At 71.6% G+C, this 21,760-nt stretch carries 23 protein-coding genes; 19 read left to right on the plus strand and 4 right to left on the minus strand.

Annotated features, from left to right (window positions below):
• Positions 1 to 132: 132 nt before the first annotated feature.
• The 14 genes from prmC (at position 133) to AB0J24_RS04575 (ending at position 13,228) form a co-directional block, all read left to right on the plus strand.
• Positions 133 to 1,005 (plus strand): peptide chain release factor N(5)-glutamine methyltransferase, encoded by an 873-nt coding sequence (gene prmC / locus AB0J24_RS04510; protein ID WP_358675289.1) that lies wholly within the window; start codon positions 133 to 135, stop codon positions 1,003 to 1,005.
• A 147-nt stretch (positions 1,006 to 1,152) separates the two neighbouring features.
• Positions 1,153 to 1,815, plus strand: a complete 663-nt coding sequence (locus tag AB0J24_RS04515; protein WP_358675292.1) for an L-threonylcarbamoyladenylate synthase — start codon at positions 1,153 to 1,155, stop codon at positions 1,813 to 1,815.
• Positions 1,816 to 1,883: 68 nt separating this feature from the next.
• A complete protein-coding gene (glyA, locus tag AB0J24_RS04520) occupies positions 1,884 to 3,167 on the plus strand; it encodes a serine hydroxymethyltransferase (RefSeq protein ID WP_358675294.1) in 1,284 nt (427 codons plus the stop codon).
• Positions 3,168 to 3,210: 43 nt separating this feature from the next.
• Positions 3,211 to 4,728, plus strand: coding sequence for an MraY family glycosyltransferase (locus tag AB0J24_RS04525; protein ID WP_358675297.1), 1,518 nt, complete (start codon positions 3,211 to 3,213; stop codon positions 4,726 to 4,728).
• A 101-nt stretch (positions 4,729 to 4,829) separates the two neighbouring features.
• Positions 4,830 to 5,288, plus strand: a complete 459-nt coding sequence (locus AB0J24_RS04530; protein WP_358675300.1) for a hypothetical protein — start codon at positions 4,830 to 4,832, stop codon at positions 5,286 to 5,288.
• Between the two features lie 336 nt (positions 5,289 to 5,624).
• Positions 5,625 to 6,398 carry a F0F1 ATP synthase subunit A gene (atpB, locus tag AB0J24_RS04535; RefSeq protein ID WP_358675302.1) on the plus strand — a complete coding sequence of 258 codons (774 nt, stop codon included), beginning with the start codon at positions 5,625 to 5,627 and terminating at the stop codon, positions 6,396 to 6,398.
• A gap of 103 nt (positions 6,399 to 6,501) precedes the next feature.
• Positions 6,502 to 6,750, plus strand: coding sequence for an ATP F0F1 synthase subunit C (locus AB0J24_RS04540; protein ID WP_085910746.1), 249 nt, complete (start codon positions 6,502 to 6,504; stop codon positions 6,748 to 6,750).
• A gap of 58 nt (positions 6,751 to 6,808) precedes the next feature.
• A complete protein-coding gene (locus tag AB0J24_RS04545) occupies positions 6,809 to 7,363 on the plus strand; it encodes a F0F1 ATP synthase subunit B (protein ID WP_358675306.1) in 555 nt (184 codons plus the stop codon).
• Complete coding sequence (locus AB0J24_RS04550) at positions 7,363 to 8,193, plus strand: F0F1 ATP synthase subunit delta (protein WP_358675309.1); 831 nt, start codon at positions 7,363 to 7,365, stop codon at positions 8,191 to 8,193. Before AB0J24_RS04545 ends, AB0J24_RS04550 begins: the two co-directional genes overlap by 1 nt.
• 73 nt (positions 8,194 to 8,266) lie before the next feature.
• Positions 8,267 to 9,907, plus strand: a complete 1,641-nt coding sequence (gene atpA / locus AB0J24_RS04555; RefSeq protein WP_358675311.1) for a F0F1 ATP synthase subunit alpha — start codon at positions 8,267 to 8,269, stop codon at positions 9,905 to 9,907.
• A 12-nt stretch (positions 9,908 to 9,919) separates the two neighbouring features.
• Positions 9,920 to 10,924 carry a F0F1 ATP synthase subunit gamma gene (locus AB0J24_RS04560; protein ID WP_358675314.1) on the plus strand — a complete coding sequence of 335 codons (1,005 nt, stop codon included), beginning with the start codon at positions 9,920 to 9,922 and terminating at the stop codon, positions 10,922 to 10,924.
• On the plus strand, positions 10,924 to 12,360 hold the full coding sequence (gene atpD / locus AB0J24_RS04565; RefSeq protein ID WP_358675317.1) for a F0F1 ATP synthase subunit beta: 1,437 nt from the start codon (positions 10,924 to 10,926) through the stop codon (positions 12,358 to 12,360). The genes AB0J24_RS04560 and atpD overlap by 1 nt, the downstream gene beginning before the upstream one ends.
• Positions 12,361 to 12,376: 16 nt before the next feature.
• The gene (locus tag AB0J24_RS04570) at positions 12,377 to 12,745 is read left to right on the plus strand and encodes a F0F1 ATP synthase subunit epsilon (protein ID WP_358675319.1); all 369 of its coding nucleotides are present in this window, start codon (positions 12,377 to 12,379) and stop codon (positions 12,743 to 12,745) included.
• Between the two features lie 27 nt (positions 12,746 to 12,772).
• Entirely contained in the window at positions 12,773 to 13,228 is a 456-nt protein-coding gene (locus tag AB0J24_RS04575; protein ID WP_358675322.1) for a DUF2550 domain-containing protein, read from the plus strand.
• A 55-nt stretch (positions 13,229 to 13,283) separates the two neighbouring features.
• On the opposite strand, the gene AB0J24_RS04580 is transcribed toward AB0J24_RS04575, so the two are convergent.
• Positions 13,284 to 13,889: a cob(I)yrinic acid a,c-diamide adenosyltransferase gene (locus AB0J24_RS04580; RefSeq protein ID WP_358675325.1), complete on the minus strand. Its 606-nt coding sequence runs from the start codon at positions 13,887 to 13,889 to the stop codon at positions 13,284 to 13,286.
• A gap of 158 nt (positions 13,890 to 14,047) precedes the next feature.
• Here AB0J24_RS04580 and murA point away from each other — a divergent pair, with 158 nt between their 5' ends.
• Both murA and AB0J24_RS04590 read left to right on the plus strand, forming a co-directional pair.
• Complete coding sequence (murA, locus tag AB0J24_RS04585) at positions 14,048 to 15,316, plus strand: UDP-N-acetylglucosamine 1-carboxyvinyltransferase (RefSeq protein WP_358675328.1); 1,269 nt, start codon at positions 14,048 to 14,050, stop codon at positions 15,314 to 15,316.
• A gap of 110 nt (positions 15,317 to 15,426) precedes the next feature.
• A complete protein-coding gene (locus tag AB0J24_RS04590) occupies positions 15,427 to 16,266 on the plus strand; it encodes a DUF1206 domain-containing protein (protein ID WP_358675330.1) in 840 nt (279 codons plus the stop codon).
• Here the strand turns inward: AB0J24_RS04590 and AB0J24_RS04595 are convergent.
• Both AB0J24_RS04595 and AB0J24_RS04600 read right to left on the minus strand, forming a co-directional pair.
• Positions 16,259 to 16,597: a hypothetical protein gene (locus tag AB0J24_RS04595; protein ID WP_358675333.1), complete on the minus strand. Its 339-nt coding sequence runs from the start codon at positions 16,595 to 16,597 to the stop codon at positions 16,259 to 16,261. The two genes, AB0J24_RS04590 and AB0J24_RS04595, sit on opposite strands and share 8 nt — an antisense overlap.
• 69 nt (positions 16,598 to 16,666) lie before the next feature.
• On the minus strand, positions 16,667 to 17,215 hold the full coding sequence (locus AB0J24_RS04600) for a DUF3558 family protein (RefSeq protein WP_358675336.1): 549 nt from the start codon (positions 17,213 to 17,215) through the stop codon (positions 16,667 to 16,669).
• Positions 17,216 to 17,362: 147 nt separating this feature from the next.
• Here AB0J24_RS04600 and AB0J24_RS04605 point away from each other — a divergent pair, with 147 nt between their 5' ends.
• The 3 genes from AB0J24_RS04605 (at position 17,363) to AB0J24_RS04615 (ending at position 21,304) form a co-directional block, all read left to right on the plus strand.
• The gene (locus AB0J24_RS04605; RefSeq protein WP_358675339.1) at positions 17,363 to 18,598 is read left to right on the plus strand and encodes an acyl-CoA dehydrogenase family protein; all 1,236 of its coding nucleotides are present in this window, start codon (positions 17,363 to 17,365) and stop codon (positions 18,596 to 18,598) included.
• Positions 18,595 to 19,704, plus strand: coding sequence for an acyl-CoA dehydrogenase family protein (locus tag AB0J24_RS04610; protein WP_358675342.1), 1,110 nt, complete (start codon positions 18,595 to 18,597; stop codon positions 19,702 to 19,704). The genes AB0J24_RS04605 and AB0J24_RS04610 overlap by 4 nt, the downstream gene beginning before the upstream one ends.
• A gap of 91 nt (positions 19,705 to 19,795) precedes the next feature.
• On the plus strand, positions 19,796 to 21,304 hold the full coding sequence (locus AB0J24_RS04615; RefSeq protein WP_358675345.1) for a long-chain-fatty-acid--CoA ligase: 1,509 nt from the start codon (positions 19,796 to 19,798) through the stop codon (positions 21,302 to 21,304).
• Here the strand turns inward: AB0J24_RS04615 and AB0J24_RS04620 are convergent.
• On the minus strand, positions 21,301 to 21,633 hold the full coding sequence (locus AB0J24_RS04620; protein WP_358675348.1) for a hypothetical protein: 333 nt from the start codon (positions 21,631 to 21,633) through the stop codon (positions 21,301 to 21,303). The genes AB0J24_RS04615 and AB0J24_RS04620 overlap by 4 nt on opposite strands.
• Positions 21,634 to 21,760: the final 127 nt, after the last annotated feature.

The raw sequence follows: 21,760 nt of genomic DNA on the forward strand, positions 1-21,760 counted from the left end.
GACGTCCCGTCCGCTGACGCCCCGCGCGGTGACGTCCCGTCCGCTGACGCCCCGCCCGTGTGGTCCCGGCGGCGCGTCGCGGTCCGCTCGCCGCCGCGGCCGACGGACCGGCACCGCGGTCAGGGGGCTCCGGTGAGCAGACAGCCGCTCCGGGTGGCGATCGCGGAGGTCGAGCGGACCCTCGCCGCCGCCGGCGTGGCGTCCCCGCGGGTCGACGCCGAGCTGCTCGCCGCACACGTCCTCGGCGCGCACCGCTCCACACTGCCGATGATCCCGCTGGTCGACCCGGACGTGGTGACCCGGCTGCAGGCCCTCGCGGCCCGCCGGGCCACCCGGGAACCGTTGCAGCACATCCTCGGCACCGCGGTGCTCGGGCCGGTCGAGGTGGCCGTCGGGCCGGGGGTGTTCATCCCTCGCCCGGAGACCGAGCTGCTGCTGGAGTGGGGGCTCGGCGCCGTCCGGGACGTGCGACGGCCGGTCGTGCTCGACCTGTGCACCGGTTCGGGGGCGCTCGCGCTGGCCTTCGCCGTGTCCCGGCCCGACGCCGAGGTGCACGCGCTGGAAGCCGATCCGGCGGCGCTGTCCTGGACCCGGCGCAATCTCGACGCCCACGTCCGGGCGGGCGGGCGACCGGTGACGCTGCACGTCGCCGACGTCCGTTGGCCGGACCTGCTGGTCGAGCTGGAGGCCGGGGTGGACCTGGTCGTCTGCAACCCGCCCTACGTCCCGGACGGGACACCGGTGCCGCCGGAGGTCGAGCACTGGGACCCACCGGGAGCGGTGTTCGGCGGCCCGGACGGCACCGAGATCATCCAGGCGGTGGTACGCGGCGCGACCGGGTGGCTGCGGCACGGCGGATGGCTGGCGATCGAGCACGACGACACCCACGCCGAGTCGGTGCCCGCGTTGCTGCGCCGGCGGCGCACCCTCGCCGAGGTGACCGAGCACCGGGACCTCAGCGGCCGCCCGCGCTTCGTGACGGCCCGCCGCGTCCCGAGCCACTGACCCGGCCGTCGCGCCGGCCCGCGCCGCCCGCCGAGATGCAGACGAGCGGGAGTTCTCGATCTCCCGGGCCCGCTGATCTGCATCTCGGTGAGCGTCGCGCGAGCCCGGCACCGGGCCGGGGCGGGGCCGGTCGTATTGTCGCGAACCGTGAGCGCACCGCAGACCCAACCGCTGTTCGACTGCAGCGACCCGACCGAGCGGCGCCGGGGGCTGGCCGCGGCCGCCCGCGCCGTGCGCGCCGGTGAGCTGGTCGTCCTGCCGACCGACACGGTGTACGGGATCGGGTGCGACGCCTTCAACGGCACGGGCGTGCGGAGCCTGCTCGCCGCCAAGCGGCGCGGCCCGGACATGCCGGTCGGAGTGCTCGTCGGTTCGTGGACGACGATCGACGGCCTGGTCACCAGCGTGCCGCAGGCCGCCCGGGCGCTGATTGAGGCGTTCTGGCCGGGGGAGGTGTCCCTGGTGCTGGAGCACGCGCCGTCACTGGCCTGGGACCTGGGCAGCACCCGCGGCACCGTCATGTTGCGGATGCCGCTGCATCCGGTGGCCCTGGAGCTGCTGCGCGAGGTCGGCCCGATGGCGGTGTCGAGCGCGAACACCTCGGGCAACCCGCCGGCGTCGAACGTGACCGAGGCGATCACCCAGCTCGCCGGGAACGTCGCGGTCTATCTCGACGGCGGCCCGTCCGGTGCTCCGGTCGCCTCGACCATCGTCGACCTCACCGGCGCCCGCCCGCGGGTGCTGCGCGAGGGCGGGGTCTCGGCCGAACAGGTCGAGGAGGTCGTCGGCGTGGAGATCGACCGTTCCTGAGGCGCGAAGGTGTGATCGCTCCGTCAGCGGCGCGGCCTGCGCCGACGGGTACCGGTAGCGTGCCCGGGGTGAGTGAGCAGACCTTCTGGGGCCCGGACTTCTCCGCACTGCAGCAGCAGGATCCCGAGATCGCCGGGGTCGTGCTGGACGAGCTGGACCGCCTGCGCGGCGGACTCCAGCTCATCGCGAGCGAGAACCTGACCAGCCCGGCGGTGCTGGCCGCACTCGGGTCGACACTGTCCAACAAGTACGCCGAGGGCTACCCCGGGCGCCGGTACTACGGCGGCTGCGGCGTGGTGGACCGGGCGGAGGACATCGGCAACGCGCGCGCCAAGGAGCTGTTCGGCGCCGAGCACGCCAACCTGCAGCCGCACTCCGGTGCGAGCGCGAACCTCGCCGCCTACGCCGCGTTCGCCCAGCCCGGCGACACCGTGCTGGCCATGGACCTCAAGCAGGGCGGCCACCTGACGCACGGCAGCAAGGTCAACTTCTCCGGCCTCTGGTTCAACGCCGTGTCCTACCTGGTCCGGGAGGACACCGAGATCATCGACTACGACCAGGTCCGCGACCTGGCGAAGCAGCACCAGCCGAAGATCATCATCGCCGGTGCGACCGCGTACCCGCGGCTGATCGACTTCGCGATCTTCCGCGAGATCGCCGACGAGGTCGGCGCCAAGCTCATGGTCGACGCCGCGCACTTCATCGGCCTCGTCGCCGGGCAGGCGATCCCGTCGCCGGTGCCCTATGCCGACGTCGTCACCGCCACCACGCACAAGGTGCTGCGCGGGCCGCGCGGCGGCATGGTGCTGTGCCGCGAGGAGCACGCCAAGGCGATCGACAAGGCGGTGTTCCCGTTCTCCCAGGGCGGGCCGCTGATGCACGCCGTCGCCGCGAAGGCGGTCGCGATGAAGGAAGCGGCGCAGCCGGAGTACCAGGCGTACGCGCGGCAGGTCATCGCGAACGCCCAGGCGCTCACGAAGAGCCTGGAGTCCGAGGGCATCCGGGCCGTCTCCGGCGGCACCGACAACCACCTCGCGCTGCTGGACCTGCGGCCGATCGGCGTCACCGGCGGCGAGGCCGAGACCCGCTGCGACCGGGCCGGGATCACCCTGAACAAGAACGCGATCCCGTACGACCCGGCGCCGCCGATGAAGCCTTCGGGCATCCGGGTCGGCTCGCCGAGCGTCACCACCCAGGGGATGACCGAGTCCGACATGGCCGAGATCGGGCGCCTGCTCGCCCGCGCGGTCAAGGCCGAGCACGACACCGCGGCCGGTGACGCCGAGCTGCGCGAGGTCGCCGCGGCGGTCACCGCGCTCGTCTCCCGGGCTCCCGCCTACCCTCGGGGCTGACCCGAGCCCGAGGCGGACCGGAGAGGCGTGACCTGACGTGCCGGTGGACCAGCTGAGCTACGGACTCCCGATCCGGGAGTTCCTGCTCGTCGGTCTGGTGTCCGCCGTCGTCACGCTGCTGCTGACCGGGCCGGTCCGGATGCTGGCGCTGAAGGCCGGCGCGGTCGCCTGGCCGCGGGGACGGGACGTGCACGTCACCCCGACCCCGCGGTGGGGCGGCCTCGCGATGTTCGGCGGGGTGCTCGCCGGGTTGCTGCTGGCGCTGTCCCTGCCCGCGCTGCGGCTCGCGTACTTCGAGGGCAGCTCCGAGGTGGTGGGCGTCGTCGTGGCCACCGGGCTGCTGGTCGGGGTCGGGCTGCTGGACGACCGCTTCGATCTCGACGCGATCACCAAGCTCGCCGCACAGGTGACCGCCGGCGGGTTGCTCGTGCTCTACGGCGTGCAGTGGACGACCCTGTGGATCCCGCTCGGCGGCGGCGGCACCGGGATCTCCGGATCGACGCTCATCCTCGGCCAGGGTCAGTCCGTGCTGCTGACCGTGCTGCTCACCGTCGCGCTGGTGAACGCGATGAACTTCGTCGACGGCCTGGACGGGCTCGCCGGCGGGATCGGGCTGATCACCACGCTGGCCACCGCGGTCTTCTGCGTCGGCCTGATCAGCGAGAACGGCAACGCGCCCGCGGCGTTCGGGCCGGCCCTGATCGCCGTCGTGCTGGCCGGGGCCTGCCTGGGCTTCCTGCCGCACAACTTCCATCCGGCCCGGATCTTCATGGGCGACACCGGATCGATGATGGTCGGGGTGATGCTGTCCGCCGCGATCACCGCCGCCTCGGGCCGGGTCATCCCGGACGAGGAGACCTCGGCGACCGACTTCCTCGCGCTGGTCGCGCCGCTGGTCGTGCTGGTCGGGATCGTCTTCATCCCGGTGCTCGACCTGCTGATGGCGGTGATCCGCCGGACCCGGGCCGGGACCAGCCCGTTCAGTCCCGACAAGATGCACCTGCACCACCGCCTGCTGCAGCTCGGGCACAGCCACCGCCGCGCGGTGCTGCTCGTCTACCTGTGGGCGGCGGTGCTCGCCTTCGGGGCGGTGGCGCTCGCCCTGGTCGAACGCACCGGCCTGGTGCTGGCGGCGGTCGGGGTCGCGCTGGTCGTCGCCTCCGTCGCCTCGGCCGTGCCGCACCTGGCCCGGGCCCGTGCGGCGCGGGCCTCGGTCGCTGCCGCCGCGGACGACGTGCGGACCGGTCCCCCGGGCCGGGGCGGGGCAGCGCCGCGCGGCCGGCCGGGGCCGCCGCCCGCGGGGCCCGGCGCCCCGTGGCCCAGGGCGGGTCGTGAGCCGTTGCCGCCGCGGGCCCGCTCCACCGGCCCGTCCGGGCCGCGCAACGGGCCGGGCGGGCGTCCGGCGGGGCCGCGCCCGGGCGGGGCGTGGCCCGGGCCGGCGGCCGAGGGACCGGCGCCGGCACCTCGCCCGGAGAGCGGTCGGCCGGAGCCGGCACCGCCCTGGGTCGACCAGCCGACCGTGCCGAACCCGGTCCACGGCGATCCGCTGCCCCGCGACTGAACCCCGCCCGGTGCGCGGTGTCCGCGGGACCGGCCCTGCCCGTCGTTACCGTGGGGAGGGGCGCGCGACGCGCGCCCGTCCCCACGAGGAGGCGACGAAGCATGTGGCGATCGACCGGGCCGGAGCTCGTGGTCGGGCACGAGCAGGCGATGCGCCGGTTGTCGACCAGGATGGCCCGCAACGCCACCCTGCTCGCCGTCGTGGTGGGCGTGGCGTGCGTCGCGGCGTTCACCGTGCTGGCCGGGCGGTCCGGCCTCAACGGCGCCGCCGTCGGTGCGATCACGTCCACAGTGTTCGGCCTGATCACCTCGGTCCTGGTCAGAGGGACGGCCGAGATCCCGCCCCGATTTGTGATGCTGGCCTCAATCACCGGATGGCTCACCAAGTCGCTGATCCTGTTCGGCGTGCTGTTCACGCTCGGCGGGGCGGCCTGGCTGGACCGGGACGCGCTCGTCGTCACCCTCCTGCTGGGGATGATCGCGACGGCGGCCGGTGAGACATGGGCGGCCTACCGGCTGCGGGTGCTCGTCGGCGAGGTTCCTGCAGGCCCGGGGGCCTGACCTGTGGTTGTTCGTCCGGTTCGTCGCCTTTCCCTGCGTGATCGCGGGGATGCACGGCGGGTGGCCCGGCGATGGCCGGCGGGTGCCGCGGGCCGGCCGGTGCACCACGACCGGGCCCCGGGCGGGTCAAGATCGTTCCGGGCGGCGAAGACGCTGGTGAGCTGCACGTCGGCCCCCGACGCCGTGTAGAAGTACGGCTGATAACATCCCGCTTCGTAGGCGATGTGGGTGATTTTCGGTGATGTCCGAACGCCCTGGTGCATCGCCCCAGAGGCACCTTGCAGGCGATCCCCGTCCGAGTCGAGTCGTGGGACGGGAGCACCGGAAGGACCCCCATTGGGCGAGCTCGTACTGGCGGCTGAGGAGTTCACCCCGCCCGGTCCCAGTGTCTTCAACTACCCGCCGATCTTCGCGGGCGTCACCAAGCCGATGGTGCTGATCGTCATGTCGGCGATCATCATCGCCGTCTACTTCGCGGTGGCGACCCGGCGCATGTCGATCGTGCCGGGCAAGGGGCAGTTCGCGCTCGAGTCGTTCTACAACGTCGCGCGCAACGGCATGGCCCGTGACCAGATCGGCAAGGACGACTTCAAGCCGTTCATCCCGCTCATCCTGGGGTTGTTCAGCTTCGTCCTGGTCAACAACTACTTCGGGATCATCCCGTTCTTCCAGATCCCGACCATGTCGAAGATCAGCTTCCCGATCGCGCTGGCGCTGGTGGTCTACGTGGCCTACCACTACGCGGGATTCCGGAAGCACGGCTTCGTCGGGTACTTCAAGCACGCCACCCTCCCCAAGGGGGTGCCGATGGCGATCGCTCCACTGATCATCGTCATCGAGCTGCTGCAGAAGTTCCTGGTCCAGCCCGCCTCGCTGGCGCTGCGTCTGTTCGCGGCGATGTTCGCCGGTCACCTCATGCTGGTCCTGGTGGCCGTCGGCGCCGAGTTCATGCTCTTCGCCGGTGGGTTCCTGGTGATCCCGGCCGGGCTGGTGGTCGTCGCCGGTATCGCCTTCACCTTCCTGGAGGCACTGGTGATGACGATCCAGGCCTACATCTTCGCGCTGCTGGCGTCGGTCTTCATCGGCGCGGCGGTGGCCGAGGAGCACTAGGAGTACCGACCCGGCGCCCCGACGCCGACCTGAACCCGCCGGTTCGCCCGGCTCATCCCCGAACCACCCCGCCCGAGAGCGGACCCGACGGAAGGAACCCGAAGTGAGCGCAACGCAGCAGATCCTCGCCCAGGCCGCCGACAACAACGCCGGCTACGCGGCCATCGGCTACGGCCTGAGCGCCATCGGCGCCGGCATCGGCGTCGGCCTGATCTGGTCGGCCGTCGTCAACGGCACCGCCCGCCAGCCGGAGGCCCGTGGCCAGCTGATGGGTATCGGCTGGGCGACCTTCGTGCTCGCCGAGCTGGTGGCGCTGATCGGTCTGGTCGTCTTCTTCATCGCCTCGGCCTGATCGTCGTCCCTGATCCCGGCCCGCTGCCGGCGGCGTGGGACACGTCACGGAAGGACATATGGTGGAACGACTGATCCTCGCCGCCGAGGAACCCTCACCGATCGCCGTCTACCCGGCCGAGCTCGTGCTCGGCCTGGTCTCCTTCGCCATCTTGCTGACCGTGCTCTGGAAGTTCGCGGTGCCGCGCTTCGAGAAGCTCTACGAGGAGCGGACCGACGCCATCGAGGGCGGCCTGAAGCGTGCGCAGGAGGCCCAGGAGCAGGCGGACCGGCTGAAGAAGGAGTACGAGGACCAGCTGGCCGGGCTTCGTGCCGAGGCGGCGCGCATCCGCGACGACGCCCGTGCCGAGGGCCAGCAGATCAAGGCCGAGCTGCGGGCCGAGGCCGAGCAGGAGGCCGCCCGGATCAAGGCACGGGGCGAGGAGCAGGTCGCCGCGGCCCGCGACGCCGCGCAACGTGCCCTGCGCAACGAGGTGGGCGGCCTGTCCGTGCAGCTCGCCGAGCGCCTGCTGCGCGAGCAGCTCGCCGACGACGCGCGTCGCTCCGCGACGATCGACTCCTTCCTCGGTGAGCTCGACCAGCAGGACGCCGCTGCGCGGAGCGGGGCGAACTGATGACGACGGTCCTGCAGCCCGCCACCCGGGAGGCGCTGGCCGCGCTGACCGAGCGGCTGGACGCCTACGCCGACGGCGCGTCGGCCCGGGACCTGACGACCGTCGCGGACGAGCTGTTCGCGGTGGCGCGGTTCCTGGACGGCGAGCGCTCGATCCAGCGGCTGCTGGCCGACTCGTCCTCCCCGGAGGAGGGTCGCGCCGACCTGGTCCGCAGGCTGTTCGGGCAGCAGCTCTCGCAGGCGACCCTCGACCTGGTGACCGAGCTGGCGCGCAAGCGCTGGTCGAAGGCCCGCGACGTGGTCACCGCCGCCGAGGCGCTGGCCCGGCAGACCGCGGTCGCCATCGCCGAGAAGAACGGATCGCTCGACGAGGTCGAGGACCAGCTCTTCCGCTTCGGCCGCATCCTCGGCCGCGAGCCGGAGCTGGCCGCTCTGCTCTCCGACACCGCCACCCCGGTGGAGGGGCGGGTCCGGTTGCTGGACAGCGTGCTCGGTGACCGGGTCTACCCGGTCACCGCGATGCTGCTCCGCGAGGCGGTGCGGCTGCCCCGCGGCCGGCACCTCGACGTCGTCGCCGAGGAGCTCGCCGAGCTCGCGGCGGCCCGCCGGGACCGCTCGGTGGCGAAGGTACGCACGCCCGTCGCGCTCACTCCGGACCAGGAGTCGAAGCTCGCGGACACCCTCGGCCGCATCTACGGCCGCACGATCTCCCTGCAGGTCGAGCTCGACCGGAACCTCCTCGGAGGACTGGTCGTGCAGGTCGGCGGCGAGGTCATCGACGGCAGCGTGGCGGGCAGACTCGCCGCCGCACGCCGGTCCCTGCCCAGCTGACCTGCTTCAGGCTCGAGGCGCCGACCGGCTCCGCGACCCGAAGACCCCGTTCGAGAGAAGGAACGACGCAGCCATGACAGAGCTGACGATCTCCTCCGAGGAGATCCGGAGTGCGATCTCCAGCTACGTCTCGTCGCTGGAGAGCGGCACGTCCCGCCGTGAGGTCGGGTTCGTCTCCGACACCGGCGACGGCATCGCCCACATCGAGGGCCTGCCCTCGGCCATGACCAACGAGCTGCTGGAGTTCGACGGCGGCGTCCGCGGCGTCGCGCTGAACCTGGAGCAGAACGAGATCGGCGCCGTCGTCCTCGGCGACTACACCGGCATCGAGGAGGGGCAGCAGGTCACCCGCACCGGCGAGGTCCTCTCGGTCCCGGTCGGCGAGGGGTACCTGGGCCGGGTCGTCGACCCGCTGGGCAACCCGATCGACGGGCTCGGCGACATCGAGGCCGACTCGCGGCGCGTGCTGGAGCTGCAGGCTGCTGGCGTCATGGACCGCCAGGAGGTCCGTGAGCCGCTGCAGACCGGCATCAAGGCAATCGACGCGATGACGCCGATCGGCCGTGGCCAGCGGCAGCTGGTGATCGGCGACCGCAAGACCGGCAAGACCGCGGTCTGCGTCGACACGATCATCAACCAGAAGGAGAACTGGGAGTCCGGCGACCCGAAGAAGCAGGTCCGTTGCATCTACGTCGCCGTCGGCCAGAAGGGCTCGACGATCGCCGGAGTGCGGCAGTCCCTGGAGGACGCGGGCGCGCTGGAGTACACGACGATCGTCGCCGCCCCGGCGTCCGACCCGGCCGGCTTCAAGTGGCTCGCCCCCTACACCGGTTCGGCCATCGGCCAGCACTGGATGTACCAGGGCAAGCACGTCCTGATCGTGTTCGACGACCTGTCCAAGCAGGCCGAGGCCTACCGCGCGATCTCGCTGCTGCTGCGCCGCCCGCCGGGCCGCGAGGCCTACCCCGGTGACGTCTTCTACCTGCACTCGCGGCTGCTCGAGCGCTGCGCGAAGCTCTCGGACGAGCTGGGCGCCGGCTCGATGACCGGTCTGCCGATCATCGAGACCAAGGCGAACGACGTGTCGGCCTACATCCCGACCAACGTCATCTCGATCACCGACGGCCAGGTCTTCCTCGAGTCCGACCTGTTCAACCAGGGTGTCCGGCCGGCGATCAACGTCGGTATCTCGGTCTCCCGGGTCGGTGGCACGGCGCAGATCAAGGGCATGCGGAAGGTGTCCGGTTCGCTGCGGCTGGACCTGTCGCAGTACCGCGAGCTGGAGGCGTTCGCGGCCTTTGGTTCCGACCTGGACGCCGCCTCCGCCGCTACCCTCGGGCGCGGCGAGCGGCTCGTCGAGCTGCTCAAGCAGGCCCAGTACGCGCCGGTCGCGGTACAGGACCAGGTCGTCTCGATCTGGCTGGGCACGTCCGGCAAGCTCGACTCGGTGCCGGTCGCCGACGTGCAGCGCTTCGAGGCCGAGTTCCGCGAGTACAGCCGCCGGCACCTGTCCGGTGTGCTGGACGAGATCCGCGACACCGGCCAACTCACCGACGAGGCCGTCGAGCGGCTGGCCAAGGCGGTCGACGCGTTCAAGCGGGACGAGTTCACCGCATCCGACGGCTCGTCCGTCGTCCCGAACGAGAAGCCCGCCGAGGCACTCGACGAGGACGAAGTCGAGCAGGAGACCGTCAAGGTCAAGAAGAAGAACTGAGGCTGATACCCGATGGCGGCACAGATCCGGGTGCTGCGCCGGCGTATCCGGTCGACGCAGTCCATCAAGAAGATCACCCGCTCCCAGGAGCTGATCGCGACCTCACGGATCGCGAAGGCCCGGGCGCGGGTGCAGGAGGCGCGGCCCTACGCCGAGCTGATGACGAGCACGCTCTCCGAGCTCGCCGCCAACTCGGCGCTGGACCACCCCCTGTTGGTCGAGCGCGAGCAGCCGAAGCGCGCCGCGGTCCTGGTCGTGACCAGTGACCGCGGCCAGTGCGGCGGTTACAACGCGAACGTCCTGAAGGAGGCCGAGCAGCTCCAGTCGCTCCTGCGTGAGCAGGGCAAGGAGCCGGTCCTCTACGTGATCGGCCGCAAGGGCGTGTCGTACTACCGGTTCCGCAACCGGGAGATCGAGCAGTCCTGGACCGGCTTCTCCGAGCAGCCGGGTTACGAGCACGCGGCCGAGGCGGCGAGGACGTTGGTCGACGCGTTCATGGCGGGCGTGGACGACCCGGACGGCGAGTCCGACGGCAGCTCCGACGGCGTGCTGGGCGTGGACGAGCTGCACCTCGTCTACACCAGCTTCAAGAACATGATCACGCAGGTTCCGCAGGCCCGGCGGATGGCCCCGCTCGAGGTCGAGTACGCGGCCGACTCCGCTTCGGCGAAGCCGGTCGACTCGGCCGACGAGCCGGCCCGCGAGAGCAGCCCGGCCGAGACGGGTGCGGGTGGCCCGCAGTCGCTGTACGAGTTCGAGCCGGACGCGGACACACTGTTCGACGCGCTGCTGCCGAAGTACATCGGGGCCCGCCTCTACGCGGCCCTGCTGGAGTCGGCGGCGTCGGAGTCGGCGAACCGGCAGCGGGCCATGAAGGCCGCGACCGACAACGCCAACGAACTGATCCGTAGTCTGACCCTGGAGGCCAACCAGGCACGGCAGGCTCAGATCACCCAGGAGATCAGCGAGATCGTCGGTGGTGTCGACGCTCTCGCCAGCGCAGGAAGTGAGAGCTGATGACCACGACCACTGCCGAAACGTCGGCCGGTCCGATCACCGGGCGCGTCGTCCAGGTGACCGGTCCCGTCGTCGACGTCGAGTTCCCGCGTGACCAGGTCCCGGACCTGTACAACGCGCTCACGCTGGACGTGGACCTCTCCGGTAACCAGCGCAAGCTGACCCTGGAGATCGCCCAGCACCTGGGTGACAACCTGGTCCGCGCCATCTCCATGCAGCCGACCGACGGCGTCGTCCGCGGCCAGGAGGTCACCGACCTCGGCCGTCCGATCTCGGTGCCGGTCGGCGACCAGGTCAAGGGCCACGTGTTCAACGCGCTCGGCGACTGCCTGGACGACCCGAACATCCAGTTCACCGGTGACCTGCGGTCCATCCACCAGAAGGCGCCGCGGTTCGACCAGCTCGAGGGCAAGACCGAGATGCTGGAGACCGGCATCAAGGTCCTCGACCTGATGACCCCGTACGTGGTCGGCGGCAAGATCGGCCTGTTCGGCGGTGCGGGTGTCGGCAAGACCGTGCTGATCCAGGAGATGATCCAGCGTGTCGCGCTGAACTTCGGTGGCACCTCGGTGTTCGCCGGCGTCGGCGAGCGCACCCGTGAGGGCAACGACCTCATCACGGAGATGACCGAGTCGGGCGTCATGAAGAACACCGCACTGGTGTTCGGTCAGATGGACGAGCCGCCGGGCACCCGTATGCGCGTCGCGCTGTCCGCGCTGACCATGGCGGAGTACTTCCGGGACGCGCAGGACCAGGACGTCCTGCTGTTCATCGACAACATCTTCCGGTTCACCCAGGCCGGCCAGGAGGTCTCCACCCTGCTGGGCCGGATGCCGTCCGCGGTGGGTTACCAGCCCACCCTGGCCGACGAGATGGGCGAGCTGCAGGAGCGGATCACCTCGACCCGCGGCCGGTCGATCACCTCGATGCAGGCGATCTACGTCCCCGCGGACGACTACACCGACCCGGCTCCGGCGACCACGTTCGCCCACCTCGACGCCACCACCGAGCTCTCCCGGCCGATCTCCCAGAAGGGGATCTATCCGGCGGTGGACCCGCTGACCTCGACCTCGCGGATCCTGGACCCGCAGTACGTCGGTGACGAGCACTTCCGCGTCGCCAACGAGGTCAAGCGGATCCTGCAGAAGTACAACGACCTGCAGGACATCATCGCCATCCTCGGTATCGACGAGCTGTCCGAGGAGGACAAGCAGCTGGTCGGCCGGGCCCGCCGGATCGAGCGCTTCCTGTCGCAGAACCTGCTGGTCGCCGAGCAGTTCACCGGCCAGCCGGGCTCGACGGTCCCGCTGAAGGAGACCATCGAGGCGTTCGACAAGATCGCCAAGGGCGACTTCGACGACGTCCCCGAGCAGGCGTTCTTCCTCTGCGGCGGTCTCGACGACCTGGAGAAGAACCGCAAGAAGCTGGAGAGCTGAGACCATGCCGGCTGAGATGACCGTGGAGCTCGTCTCCGTCGAGCGGCGTCTGTGGTCGGGCGAAGCACGCTTCGTGCTCGCCCGCACCACGGTCGGCGAGGTCGGTATCCTTCCCGGGCACCAGCCGATGCTGGCGCAGCTGGAGGAGGCCGGGGTCGTCCGGATCGACTCGACCGACGGCTCGAAGCGCACCATCGCGGTGCACGGCGGTTTCCTCTCGGTGTCGGCGAAGCGGGTGTCGATCCTGGCGGAGTTCGCCGAGCAGTCCGACGAGATCGACGTCGACCGCGCCCGGCGCGCCCTGGAGCGGGCCGACGACTCCGACGAGGGAACGGCCGCGAAGGCCCGCGCGCAGGCCCGCCTCCGCGCGGCCGAGGCCAACTAGGGGGGGAGACACACGGCGGTGCCCACGATGTCTACGTCGGAGTTCATCGCGGCGATCGTCGGTGTTCTGCTGCTGTGTCTTGTCGTGCCCCTCGTCTGGCTCGCCGTACGGCGGGTGAGACTCATGCGTAACGGCGGCGTGGACCTGTGTCTGCGCCGCCGTTTCGCTGTCACCGACTGGCACTTCGGCGTCGGCCGCTACGAGGGCGAGCGGTTCGCCTGGTACCGGCTCACCAGCTTCCGGATCGGGCCGACGGTCGTCGTCGAGCGGGGGGAGCTGGAGATCGTCGACCGGCGCCCGCCGTACCGCTCCGAGGAGTTCGCGATCCCGATGGCGGTCGAGGTGCTCCGCTGTCGCGGCCGGGACGCGGGCGGGCGCGAGATGGACGTCGAGCTGGCGATGTCGGCGGACGTGCGGACCGGCTTCATGGCGTGGCTGGAGTCGACGCCGCCGGGCCGCAACCACTATCGGGAGGCCTCGTAGGGATGAGCAGGCGCCCCCCGTCCGGGAGGCGCCTTTCGTGTGTCAGGGCCGTGTCTCAGGCCCGGGGAGCGCCGTGCGGGCCGCCCGGCTGCCAGAGCACGTCACCGTCCGGGTTCGCGACCCGGCCCAGGATGAACAGCAGGTCCGAGAGCCGGTTCAGGTACTGCGCCGTCAGCGGGTTGGTGCGCTCCGCGTCGTCCTCCAGCAGCGCCCACACCGACCGCTCGGCACGCCGGGTGACGGTCCGGGCGACGTGCAGGTAGGCCGCACCGGGTGTGCCGCCCGGCAGGATGAAGGAGTTCAGCTTCGGCAGCTCCGGGTTGAACTCGTCGCACCAGGCCTCCAGCCGGGTGACGTACCCCTCGGTCACCCGCAGGGGCGGGAACTCGGCCTTCTCCCCGCCCGCCCCGTCCCCGACGATCGGCGCACACAGGTCGGCGCCGACGTCGAACAGGTCGTTCTGGATCTGCCGCAGTGGCTCGACGACCCGCTCGGCGAGCCCGCCGACCGTCACGGCGACACCGATCGCGGCGTTCGCCTCGTCGGTGTCGGCGTAGGCCGCCAGCCGCGGGTCGGTCTTGCGGACCCGGCTGAAGTCGCCCAGTGCCGTCGTGCCGTCGTCGCCGGTCTTCGTGTAGATCCGAGTCAGGTGTACCGCCACACCCACAGGCTATGCGCAGCGGCGACACGCTGCCCAGACCGGACCGGACGGGTCGCGCCACGCCGACCGCTCGGCGTGTTGCGCCGGACGGTCCAACGTCCGGCCGACACGTCGGGGTGTGGCGGGCTGCCGGTGGCCGTCCCGTTACCGTTCCAGGTGTGGTGGAGCATTTCGCGGTCCGCGGCGGGGCCCGGCTGAGCGGGTCCGTCGACGTCGTCGGGGCGAAGAACAGCGTGCTCAAGCTGATGGCGGCGGCGCTGCTCGCCGAAGGCCGGACGACGTTGGAGAACTGTCCGGAGATCCTCGACGTGCCGCTGATGGCCGACGTCCTGCGCAGCCTGGGCTGCACGGTGACGATCGAGGGATCGACGGTGCACATCGACGTCCCCGCCGACCCCGGCGCGGAGGCGGACTACCGGTCGGTGTCCAAGCTACGGGCGTCGGTCTGCGTGCTCGGTCCGCTGGTGGCCCGCTGCCGGCGCGCGGTGGTCCCGCTGCCCGGCGGGGACGCGATCGGCTCCCGGCCGCTGGACATGCACCAGAACGGTCTGCGCAAGCTCGGTGCGACGACCGACATCGTGCACGGCAGTGTCACCGCGTCCGCCGGGGACCTGCACGGCGCCCAGATCTGGCTGGACTTCCCCAGCGTGGGCGCCACCGAGAACATCCTGATGGCCGCGGTGCTCGCCGAGGGCACCACGATCATCGACAACGCCGCCCGCGAGCCCGAGATCGTCGACCTCTGCGTGATGCTGCAGCAGATGGGCGCGAAGCTCGAAGGCGTCGGCTCGTCCACGCTCACCGTGCACGGCGTGACCGGGTTGCAGCCGACCACGCACCGCGTGATCGGCGACCGGATCGTCGGCGCTACCTGGGCGTTCGCCGCGGCGATGACACGTGGTGAGGTGACCGTGCGCGGTGTCGACCCGCACCATCTCGACCTGGTGCTGGACAAGCTGCGCAGCGCCGGCGCCGAGATCACCGTCGGCGAGCACGAGTTCACCGTCGTCCAGGCGGAGCGCCCGCAGGCGGTCGACTTCGTGACGCTGCCCTACCCGGGCTTCGCGACCGACCTGCAGCCGATGGCGATCGCGCTCTCCGCGATCGCCGACGGCACCTCGATGATCACCGAGAACGTGTTCGAGGCCAGGTTCCGGTTCGTCGACGAGATGGTGCGGCTCGGGGCCGACGCACGCACCGACGGTCATCACGCCGTCGTCCGCGGGCGGCCGGAGTTGTCCAGCGCCCCGGTGTGGGCCAGTGACATCCGGGCCGGCGCCGGGCTGGTCCTGGCCGGGCTGTGTGCGCGCGGCTCGACCGAGGTGTGGGACGTCGCCCACATCGACCGCGGTTACCCGCGGTTCGTGGAGAACCTGAGGGCGCTGGGCGCCGACGTCGCCCGGGTGGCGGGCGAGCCGGAACGATAGTCGCGTCGGGCCGTCCGGCCCGGACCGGTGCCGCGTTCTCCTACCCACCGCACGCTGCAGTCGTGCCCCGATCGTGGGACGCTTCCCGTCACACTGACGAGGAGGCTGCAATGGTGCGAACCCCCGACGCGGCCGACGTGGCCAGGGCCGGCCGCGGGGCCCGGGACGTGGCCCACTCCACCCCGGTCCGGCTCGCGGCGCGGGTCGGGATCGCCGCCAACGGCGTCCTGCACCTGCTGATCGGCTGGCTGGCCGTGCAGGTCGCGCTCGGCTCCGGTGGGCAGGCCGACCAGAACGGGGCGCTCGGGGCCATCGCGGCGGAACCGCTCGGCCGGGCTCTCCTGTGGGTGCTGGTCGTCGGGTTCGCCGCTGTCGTGCTGTGGCGTTCGGTGTCGGCGATGTGGGGTTTCGGCTACCTGGGTGACCGGAAGAAGCAGCTGGCGAAGCGGTTCGTCTCCGCCGGGCTGGCTGTGGTCTATCTGGTGCTGGCGGTGGCGGCGGCGACGACCGCGATCCGCGGGCGGGCGTCCTCGGGCAGCGGCGGCGAGGCCACCGCCGGGCTCCTGGGGCTGCCGGGCGGTCAGATCATCACCGCACTCGTCGGGGTCGGTGTCCTGGTCGCCGGCGGGGTGATGGTCTGGAACGGCTGGACGAAGCGGTTCCTGGAGGACCAGGATCTCGCCGGTGCCGACACCCGCGCACGGCGGCTCAACGCGCGCACGGGGCAGGTCGGGTTCATCGCCAAGGGGATCGCGGTCGGGGTGCTGGGGATCCTGCTCGGGGTCGCCGCGCTGACGTTCGATCCGCAGCGGGCGAACGGCCTCGACTCGGCGCTGAAGGCGTTGCGGGAGCAGCCCTACGGGGTGTTCCTGCTCATTGCAGTGGGTGTGGGGATCGCTTGTTACGGGGTCTTCTGCTTCCTCGACGCCCGGTACCACCGGGTCACCTGAGCGAGTCGGTCACGTCGTCCTCGATGAGGCCGTACTGGACGGCGGCTTGCCTGAGGCGTTCACAGGCCTCGCGCAGCTCGACGAGGTAATCCTCGTGGCTGTCGAGGATGAGGTCGATCTTGGCCTGGAACATCTTCTGGGCATCCTTGGACACTGGGTCCTCCCCGCAGCGTGGGATGCTCCGCAGCGCGACCGCATTGGTCAACGCAATCTGAATGGCAGCCGCCTGTTGTGCGAGTATCGCGTGTGTCTGCAGGACGTTGTCGATGTGGATCTGGGTCATGAGCGAGTCGGACGCGGTCCCACGGGGAAGCTTGGCCTCGATGTGCATCCGCAGGAACGTAGACGTAGCGGCGCCGCAACGGTCGTGGTTGGAACCGAACTTCGCAGGGGCGAACGGTTAAGAAGCGCGCTGCAGGTTTCGTAGGGCGCGCGAGGTGAGGAGCGAGCTCCGCTCGCACACCTCGTTGATCCTCTCGTTCTCGGCGTCGTCGCTCGCTCCGGTCAGGAGTACCTGGATGCGCAGTCCGAATGCGTCGGAGGCGTCGACGTAGTTCGCACATACTGGCGTCGAGTCCTCTCGGTCCGTGATCCGGACGACCCCGTAGCCATCGATGACATGAGTGGTCGAACCAGGGCTGCCCACTACGACGTGTGCAGGTACGGGCAGCGTCTGGACGCTGTAGTTGTAGCCGTCGTCGAAGTTGTTCCAGCTGCAGATCCTGGTCGGGCCGTCGCTGAGCTCTGCGGTCTTCGCCATGCCCGGCCCCACCTCCAACTCATCCTGCTGTTCCGGGGTCAGAGCGGTGCAGAGGTCCACGGTGTTCGTGTCGATGTCGGCGGGCCGGGGCGGGAACGGTCCGGTGGGGGTGCTGTTCGCGCAGCCGGCGAGGACGGCGAGTGCGAGTGCGAGCACGACGGCTGCGTGGCGCGGGGCCGGTCGTTCCACGGGGGTCCTCCGGGCTGGTGGGGGGTGACCAGGTTAGCGACAGGGGGGTCCTGTCCGGAGTGGAACGAGTCGAGGCCGTGCCGTTGCGTTCTTAACGATTGATCAGTAGGTTCGCCACTGACGCCTCGACGTGGAGGGAGTCCGCGCATGACCGTGGTCGAGGAAACCCGGGACACCCCGATGTCGGAGTACCGCAGGGTGCTGCGCGACTGGCTCGCGGTGCACGCCCCGGGCCCGCTCGCCCATCTGGAGCCCGAGGAACAGCTGCAGCGGTCCCGGGAGTTCCAGGCCGCCCTCTACGACGCCGGGTACGCGGGAATCACGTGGCCGACGAGCGTCGGCGGCCAGGGGCTCGGGCAGGCCGAGCAGCAGGCGTTCTCCGACGAGGCGGCCGAGCACGAGTTGCCGCTGTACCCGTTCATGATCGGTATGGGGATGTGCGGGCCGACGATCGTCGACCTGGGCACCGACGCCCAGCGCGACCGCTACCTGCGGCCGTTGCTGCGTGGCGAGGAGATCTGGTGCCAGCTGTTCTCGGAGCCGGGCGCCGGGTCCGACGTGGCGAGCCTGCAGTCGCGTGCGGTGCTCGACGGGGACCGCTGGATCCTCAACGGCCAGAAGGTGTGGACGACCAACGCCCAGTTCGCCGATTTCGGCGCCGTGCTGGCCCGCACCGACCCGGACCGGCCGAAGCACGCGGGGCTGACGATGTTCGTCGTCGACATGCACGCGCCCGGGGTCACGGTCCGGCCGCTGAAGGACATGACCGGCCGGGCGCCGTTCAACGAGGTCTACTTCGACGACGTCGAGATCCCGGTGGAGAACGTGCTCGGCGAGGTCGGTGGTGGCTGGCACGCCGCGGTGACGATGCTCGGGCACGAGCGGGTGTCCATCGGCTCCGCGCGCAGGCCGCGCCGCAGCCCGCTGGAGTTCAGCTCGCTCGCCGAGCGCGCCCGGGAGGCGGGCGTCGCGAGCGATCCGGTCGTGCGCGACCGGCTCGCCGAGCTCTACGCGCACGAGCGTGCCCTCGCGCTGCTCAACTCGCGGATCCGGCAGGAGACCGCGGCCGGCCGTCCGCCGGGGGCACGCGGTTCGGTCCTGAAGCTCGCCGGGGCGCTCCAGCTGCGGCGCGCGATCGAGGTGGCGGGCCTGGTGTCCGGTGCCGATGCGGTGGCCTGGGACCCGGCCGCAGCGGGCGGTGACGAACTGGCGCTGGCCATCAACGCGGCGCCGTCGGCGAGCATCGCGGGCGGGACGAACGAGGTGCAGCGCAACATCATCGGTGAGCGGATCCTCGGTCTGCCCAAGGAGCCGCAGGTCGATCGGGATGTCCCGTTCCGCGAGCTCGCGGTCGGGACGCAGCGGCGGGAGGGGGCCCGGTGACACTCGTCCTGGACAGCGAGGTGGAGGAGCTGCGCGCGTCGGTGCGCCGGTTCCTCGCGGACAAGGCGCCCTCGGAACGGGTACGCGCCGTGTCGGACTCCGGCCCCGGGTACGACCCGGACGTCTGGTCCGGGCTCGCAGCCCAGGGGGTGCTCGGGCTCGTGGTGCCCGAGGAGCTGGGCGGTGGCGGGGCCGGGCACGTGGAGCGTGCCGTCGTCGCCGAGGAGCTGGGGCGTGCGCTCACGCCGGTGCCGTTCCTGGCGTCGGCCGTGCTCGCCGTCGATGCCCTGCAGTCGCTCGACGACGACGCCGCCCGCACCGAGTTCCTGCCGCGGCTGGCGGCCGGGGATCTCCTCGGCACCGTCGCGGTCGCCGAGCGCGGCGGTGAGTGGGACCGCACCGGCGGGCTGACCACCGCCACCGAGCGGGACGGCCGGTGGGAACTGACCGGGGTCAAGACCCCGGTGCTCGCCGGGCAGACGGCCGGGCTGGTGCTCGTCCTGGCCCGCACCGGTGACGGCCCGGCCTGGTTCGCCGTCGACGGCGCGGCACCCGGGCTGGCCCGCGACCGGCTGAACACCCTGGACCCGACACGGCGGCTCGCCAGGCTGACCTTCGACGCCACCCCGGCCCGGCCGCTCGTGTCCGCCGACCCGGCCGCCGCGCTCGACACGGTCGCCGATCTCGCCGCGGTGGCGCTCGCCGCCGAGCAGACCGGGCTGATGCAGCGGGCGATGGAGCTGACCGTCGAGTACGCGACGCTGCGCGTGCAGTTCGGCCGCCCCATCGGCTCCTACCAGGCGGTGAAGCACGGCTGCGCCGACGTGTACAGCGCCTGGGAGCACGCCGTCTCGGTGGTGCGCCACGCCGCGTGGTCCGCCGACCACGACCGCGCCGAGCTGCCGGTGGCGGCCGCGCTCGCCCAGACCTGGACCGGGCCTGCGGCGTTCGCCGCGGCGACCGCGATGGTGCAATACCACGGCGGCGTCGGCTACACCTGGGAACACGACGCGCACCTGTTCTACAAGCGGGCCAAGAGCGCCGAGCAGCTCCTCGGGTCCCCGGCCGGGCACCGGGCCCGGCTCGCCGACCGGCTCGGGCTGTAGCGGCAGTACCGGATCGAGCACCGCGACGGAAGCGAGGACGACGATGTCCGGGACGATGCCAGGGGCCGCGATCCCCGGCCGGGGAATGACGATGAGCGACCTGGTGGCCCGGCACGCCCGCGTCTCACCGGACGCGGTGGCCCTGACCGACCCGGTGCACCGGCGGACCTACCGCGAGCTCGACGCCCGGGTCGACCGGCTCGCCGGCGTACTCGCCGGCCGCGGGATCGGTTCCGGCGACCGGGTCGCCGTGCTGGGGCGCAACAGCATCCAGGTCGTGGAGTCCTGGCTCGCGGTCCTGCGGCTCGGGGCGATCGCGGTGCCGGTGAACTTCCGGCTCGCGCCCGAGGAGATCCGCTACATCCTCCACGACAGCGGATCGAGCCTGGTCGTCGTCGATCCGGACCTGGCCCCCGCGGTCGAGCAGGCCCGTGCGGGCGCGCCCGCCGTCGGGTCGGTCGTCACGTTCGGCGAGGAGTACGAGGCGCTGCTGGCCGGCGAGCAGACCGGGCCGGCCGGACCCGAGGAGCTCGCGGTGCCGGACGAGGCACCGGCCTACATCATGTACACGTCCGGGACGACCGGGCACCCGAAGGGCGCGGTGCTCACCCATCGCAACCTGTACCTGCACGCCTTCTGCTCGATGGCGACGCTGGGGACCACCGGCGACGACCGGGTGTGGATGTCGGCGGCGCCGCTGTTCCACATCGCCGGGCTCTCCGGGATGCTGCCGGTGCTCATCACCGGCGGGAAGGTCGTGATCCCGCCGTCGGGCGGCTTCGACCCGGAGCAGACCGTGCGCACCCTGGCCGCCGAGGGCGTCACGTCGTGCTTCATGGTCCCGGCGCAGTGGCAGGCCGTCTGCTCGGTCGATCTCGCCGCCCACGACCTGTCCCGGCTGCACCGGATCTCCTGGGGTGCGGCGCCGGCGTCCACCACCCTGCTCCGCACCATGATCGACGCGTTCCCGCAGGCCGAGGTCTGCACCGCGTTCGGGCAGACCGAGTGCAGCCCGGTCACCACGAACCTGCGCGGCGAGGACTCGATCCGCAAGATCGGGTCCATCGGGACGCCGATGGTGGGGGTCGAGGTCCGGATCGTCGACGAGGACATGAACGACGTCCCGCGCGGGGAGGTCGGGGAGATCGTCTACCGCAGCCCGATGGTGATGGCCGGCTACTGGAACAAGCCGGAGGAGACCGCGGAGGCCTTCCGCGGCGGCTGGTTCCACTCCGGCGACCTGGTGCGCGCGGACGAGGACGGATATCTCTACGTCGTCGACCGGAAGAAAGACATGATCATTTCCGGCGGTGAGAACATCTACTGCGCCGAGGTGGAGAACGTCCTCGCCGGGCACCCGAAGATCGCCGACGTGGCCCTGATCGGCGTCCCGGACCCCACGTGGGGGGAGACGCCCCTGGCCGTCGTCGTGCCGCGGGACCCGGCCGATCCCCCGACCGTCGCCGAGGTCGAGACCTACTCCCGGCAACGGCTCGCCGCCTACAAGCGGCCGCGGCACCTGCGACTGGTGGACGCGCTGCCGCGCAACCCGAGCGGGAAGGTGCTCAAGACCGTGCTGCGGGAGACCCACCGCGCCTAGAACGACCCGCGGGACAGCACCACCTTGGCGTCCTCGACGTCGCGCGGGAAGACCAGCAGCGCGTACCCGGCACCGCCCTCGTGCTGCGAGATCGTCGCCCGGATCCCGGCGGCGCGCAGCCGGTCGCGCAGCACCCGGGCCGCGTCCAGGCCCGGGACGCGGGAGACCTCGGTCAGCAGGCCGGTCGCCACCGGGTCGTCCGGGTCGTCGGTGGGCAGTTTCACGTTCCGCTGGTGACCGAACGTCCAGCGCAGCAGCAGCCCGATCAGGACCAGCGCCGTGACCAGGCCGATCACCGTGCCCAACCGGGGGACGAGGTCCAGGTCCATCGCCCGATCGTCGCACCCGGGGGCCCCGCCCGCCTCGCCGAGCGGGCGGGGTGAACCGATCCAGTGCTCGGTTTCCCGCGCGGATCGCGTAGTTTGCCGAGCGCAGGGGTGTGACGAGTGCGGACTC

The sequence above is a fragment of the Pseudonocardia sp. NPDC049635 genome, assembly GCF_040659795.1.
Classification (GTDB): Bacteria; Actinomycetota; Actinomycetes; order Mycobacteriales; family Pseudonocardiaceae; genus Pseudonocardia.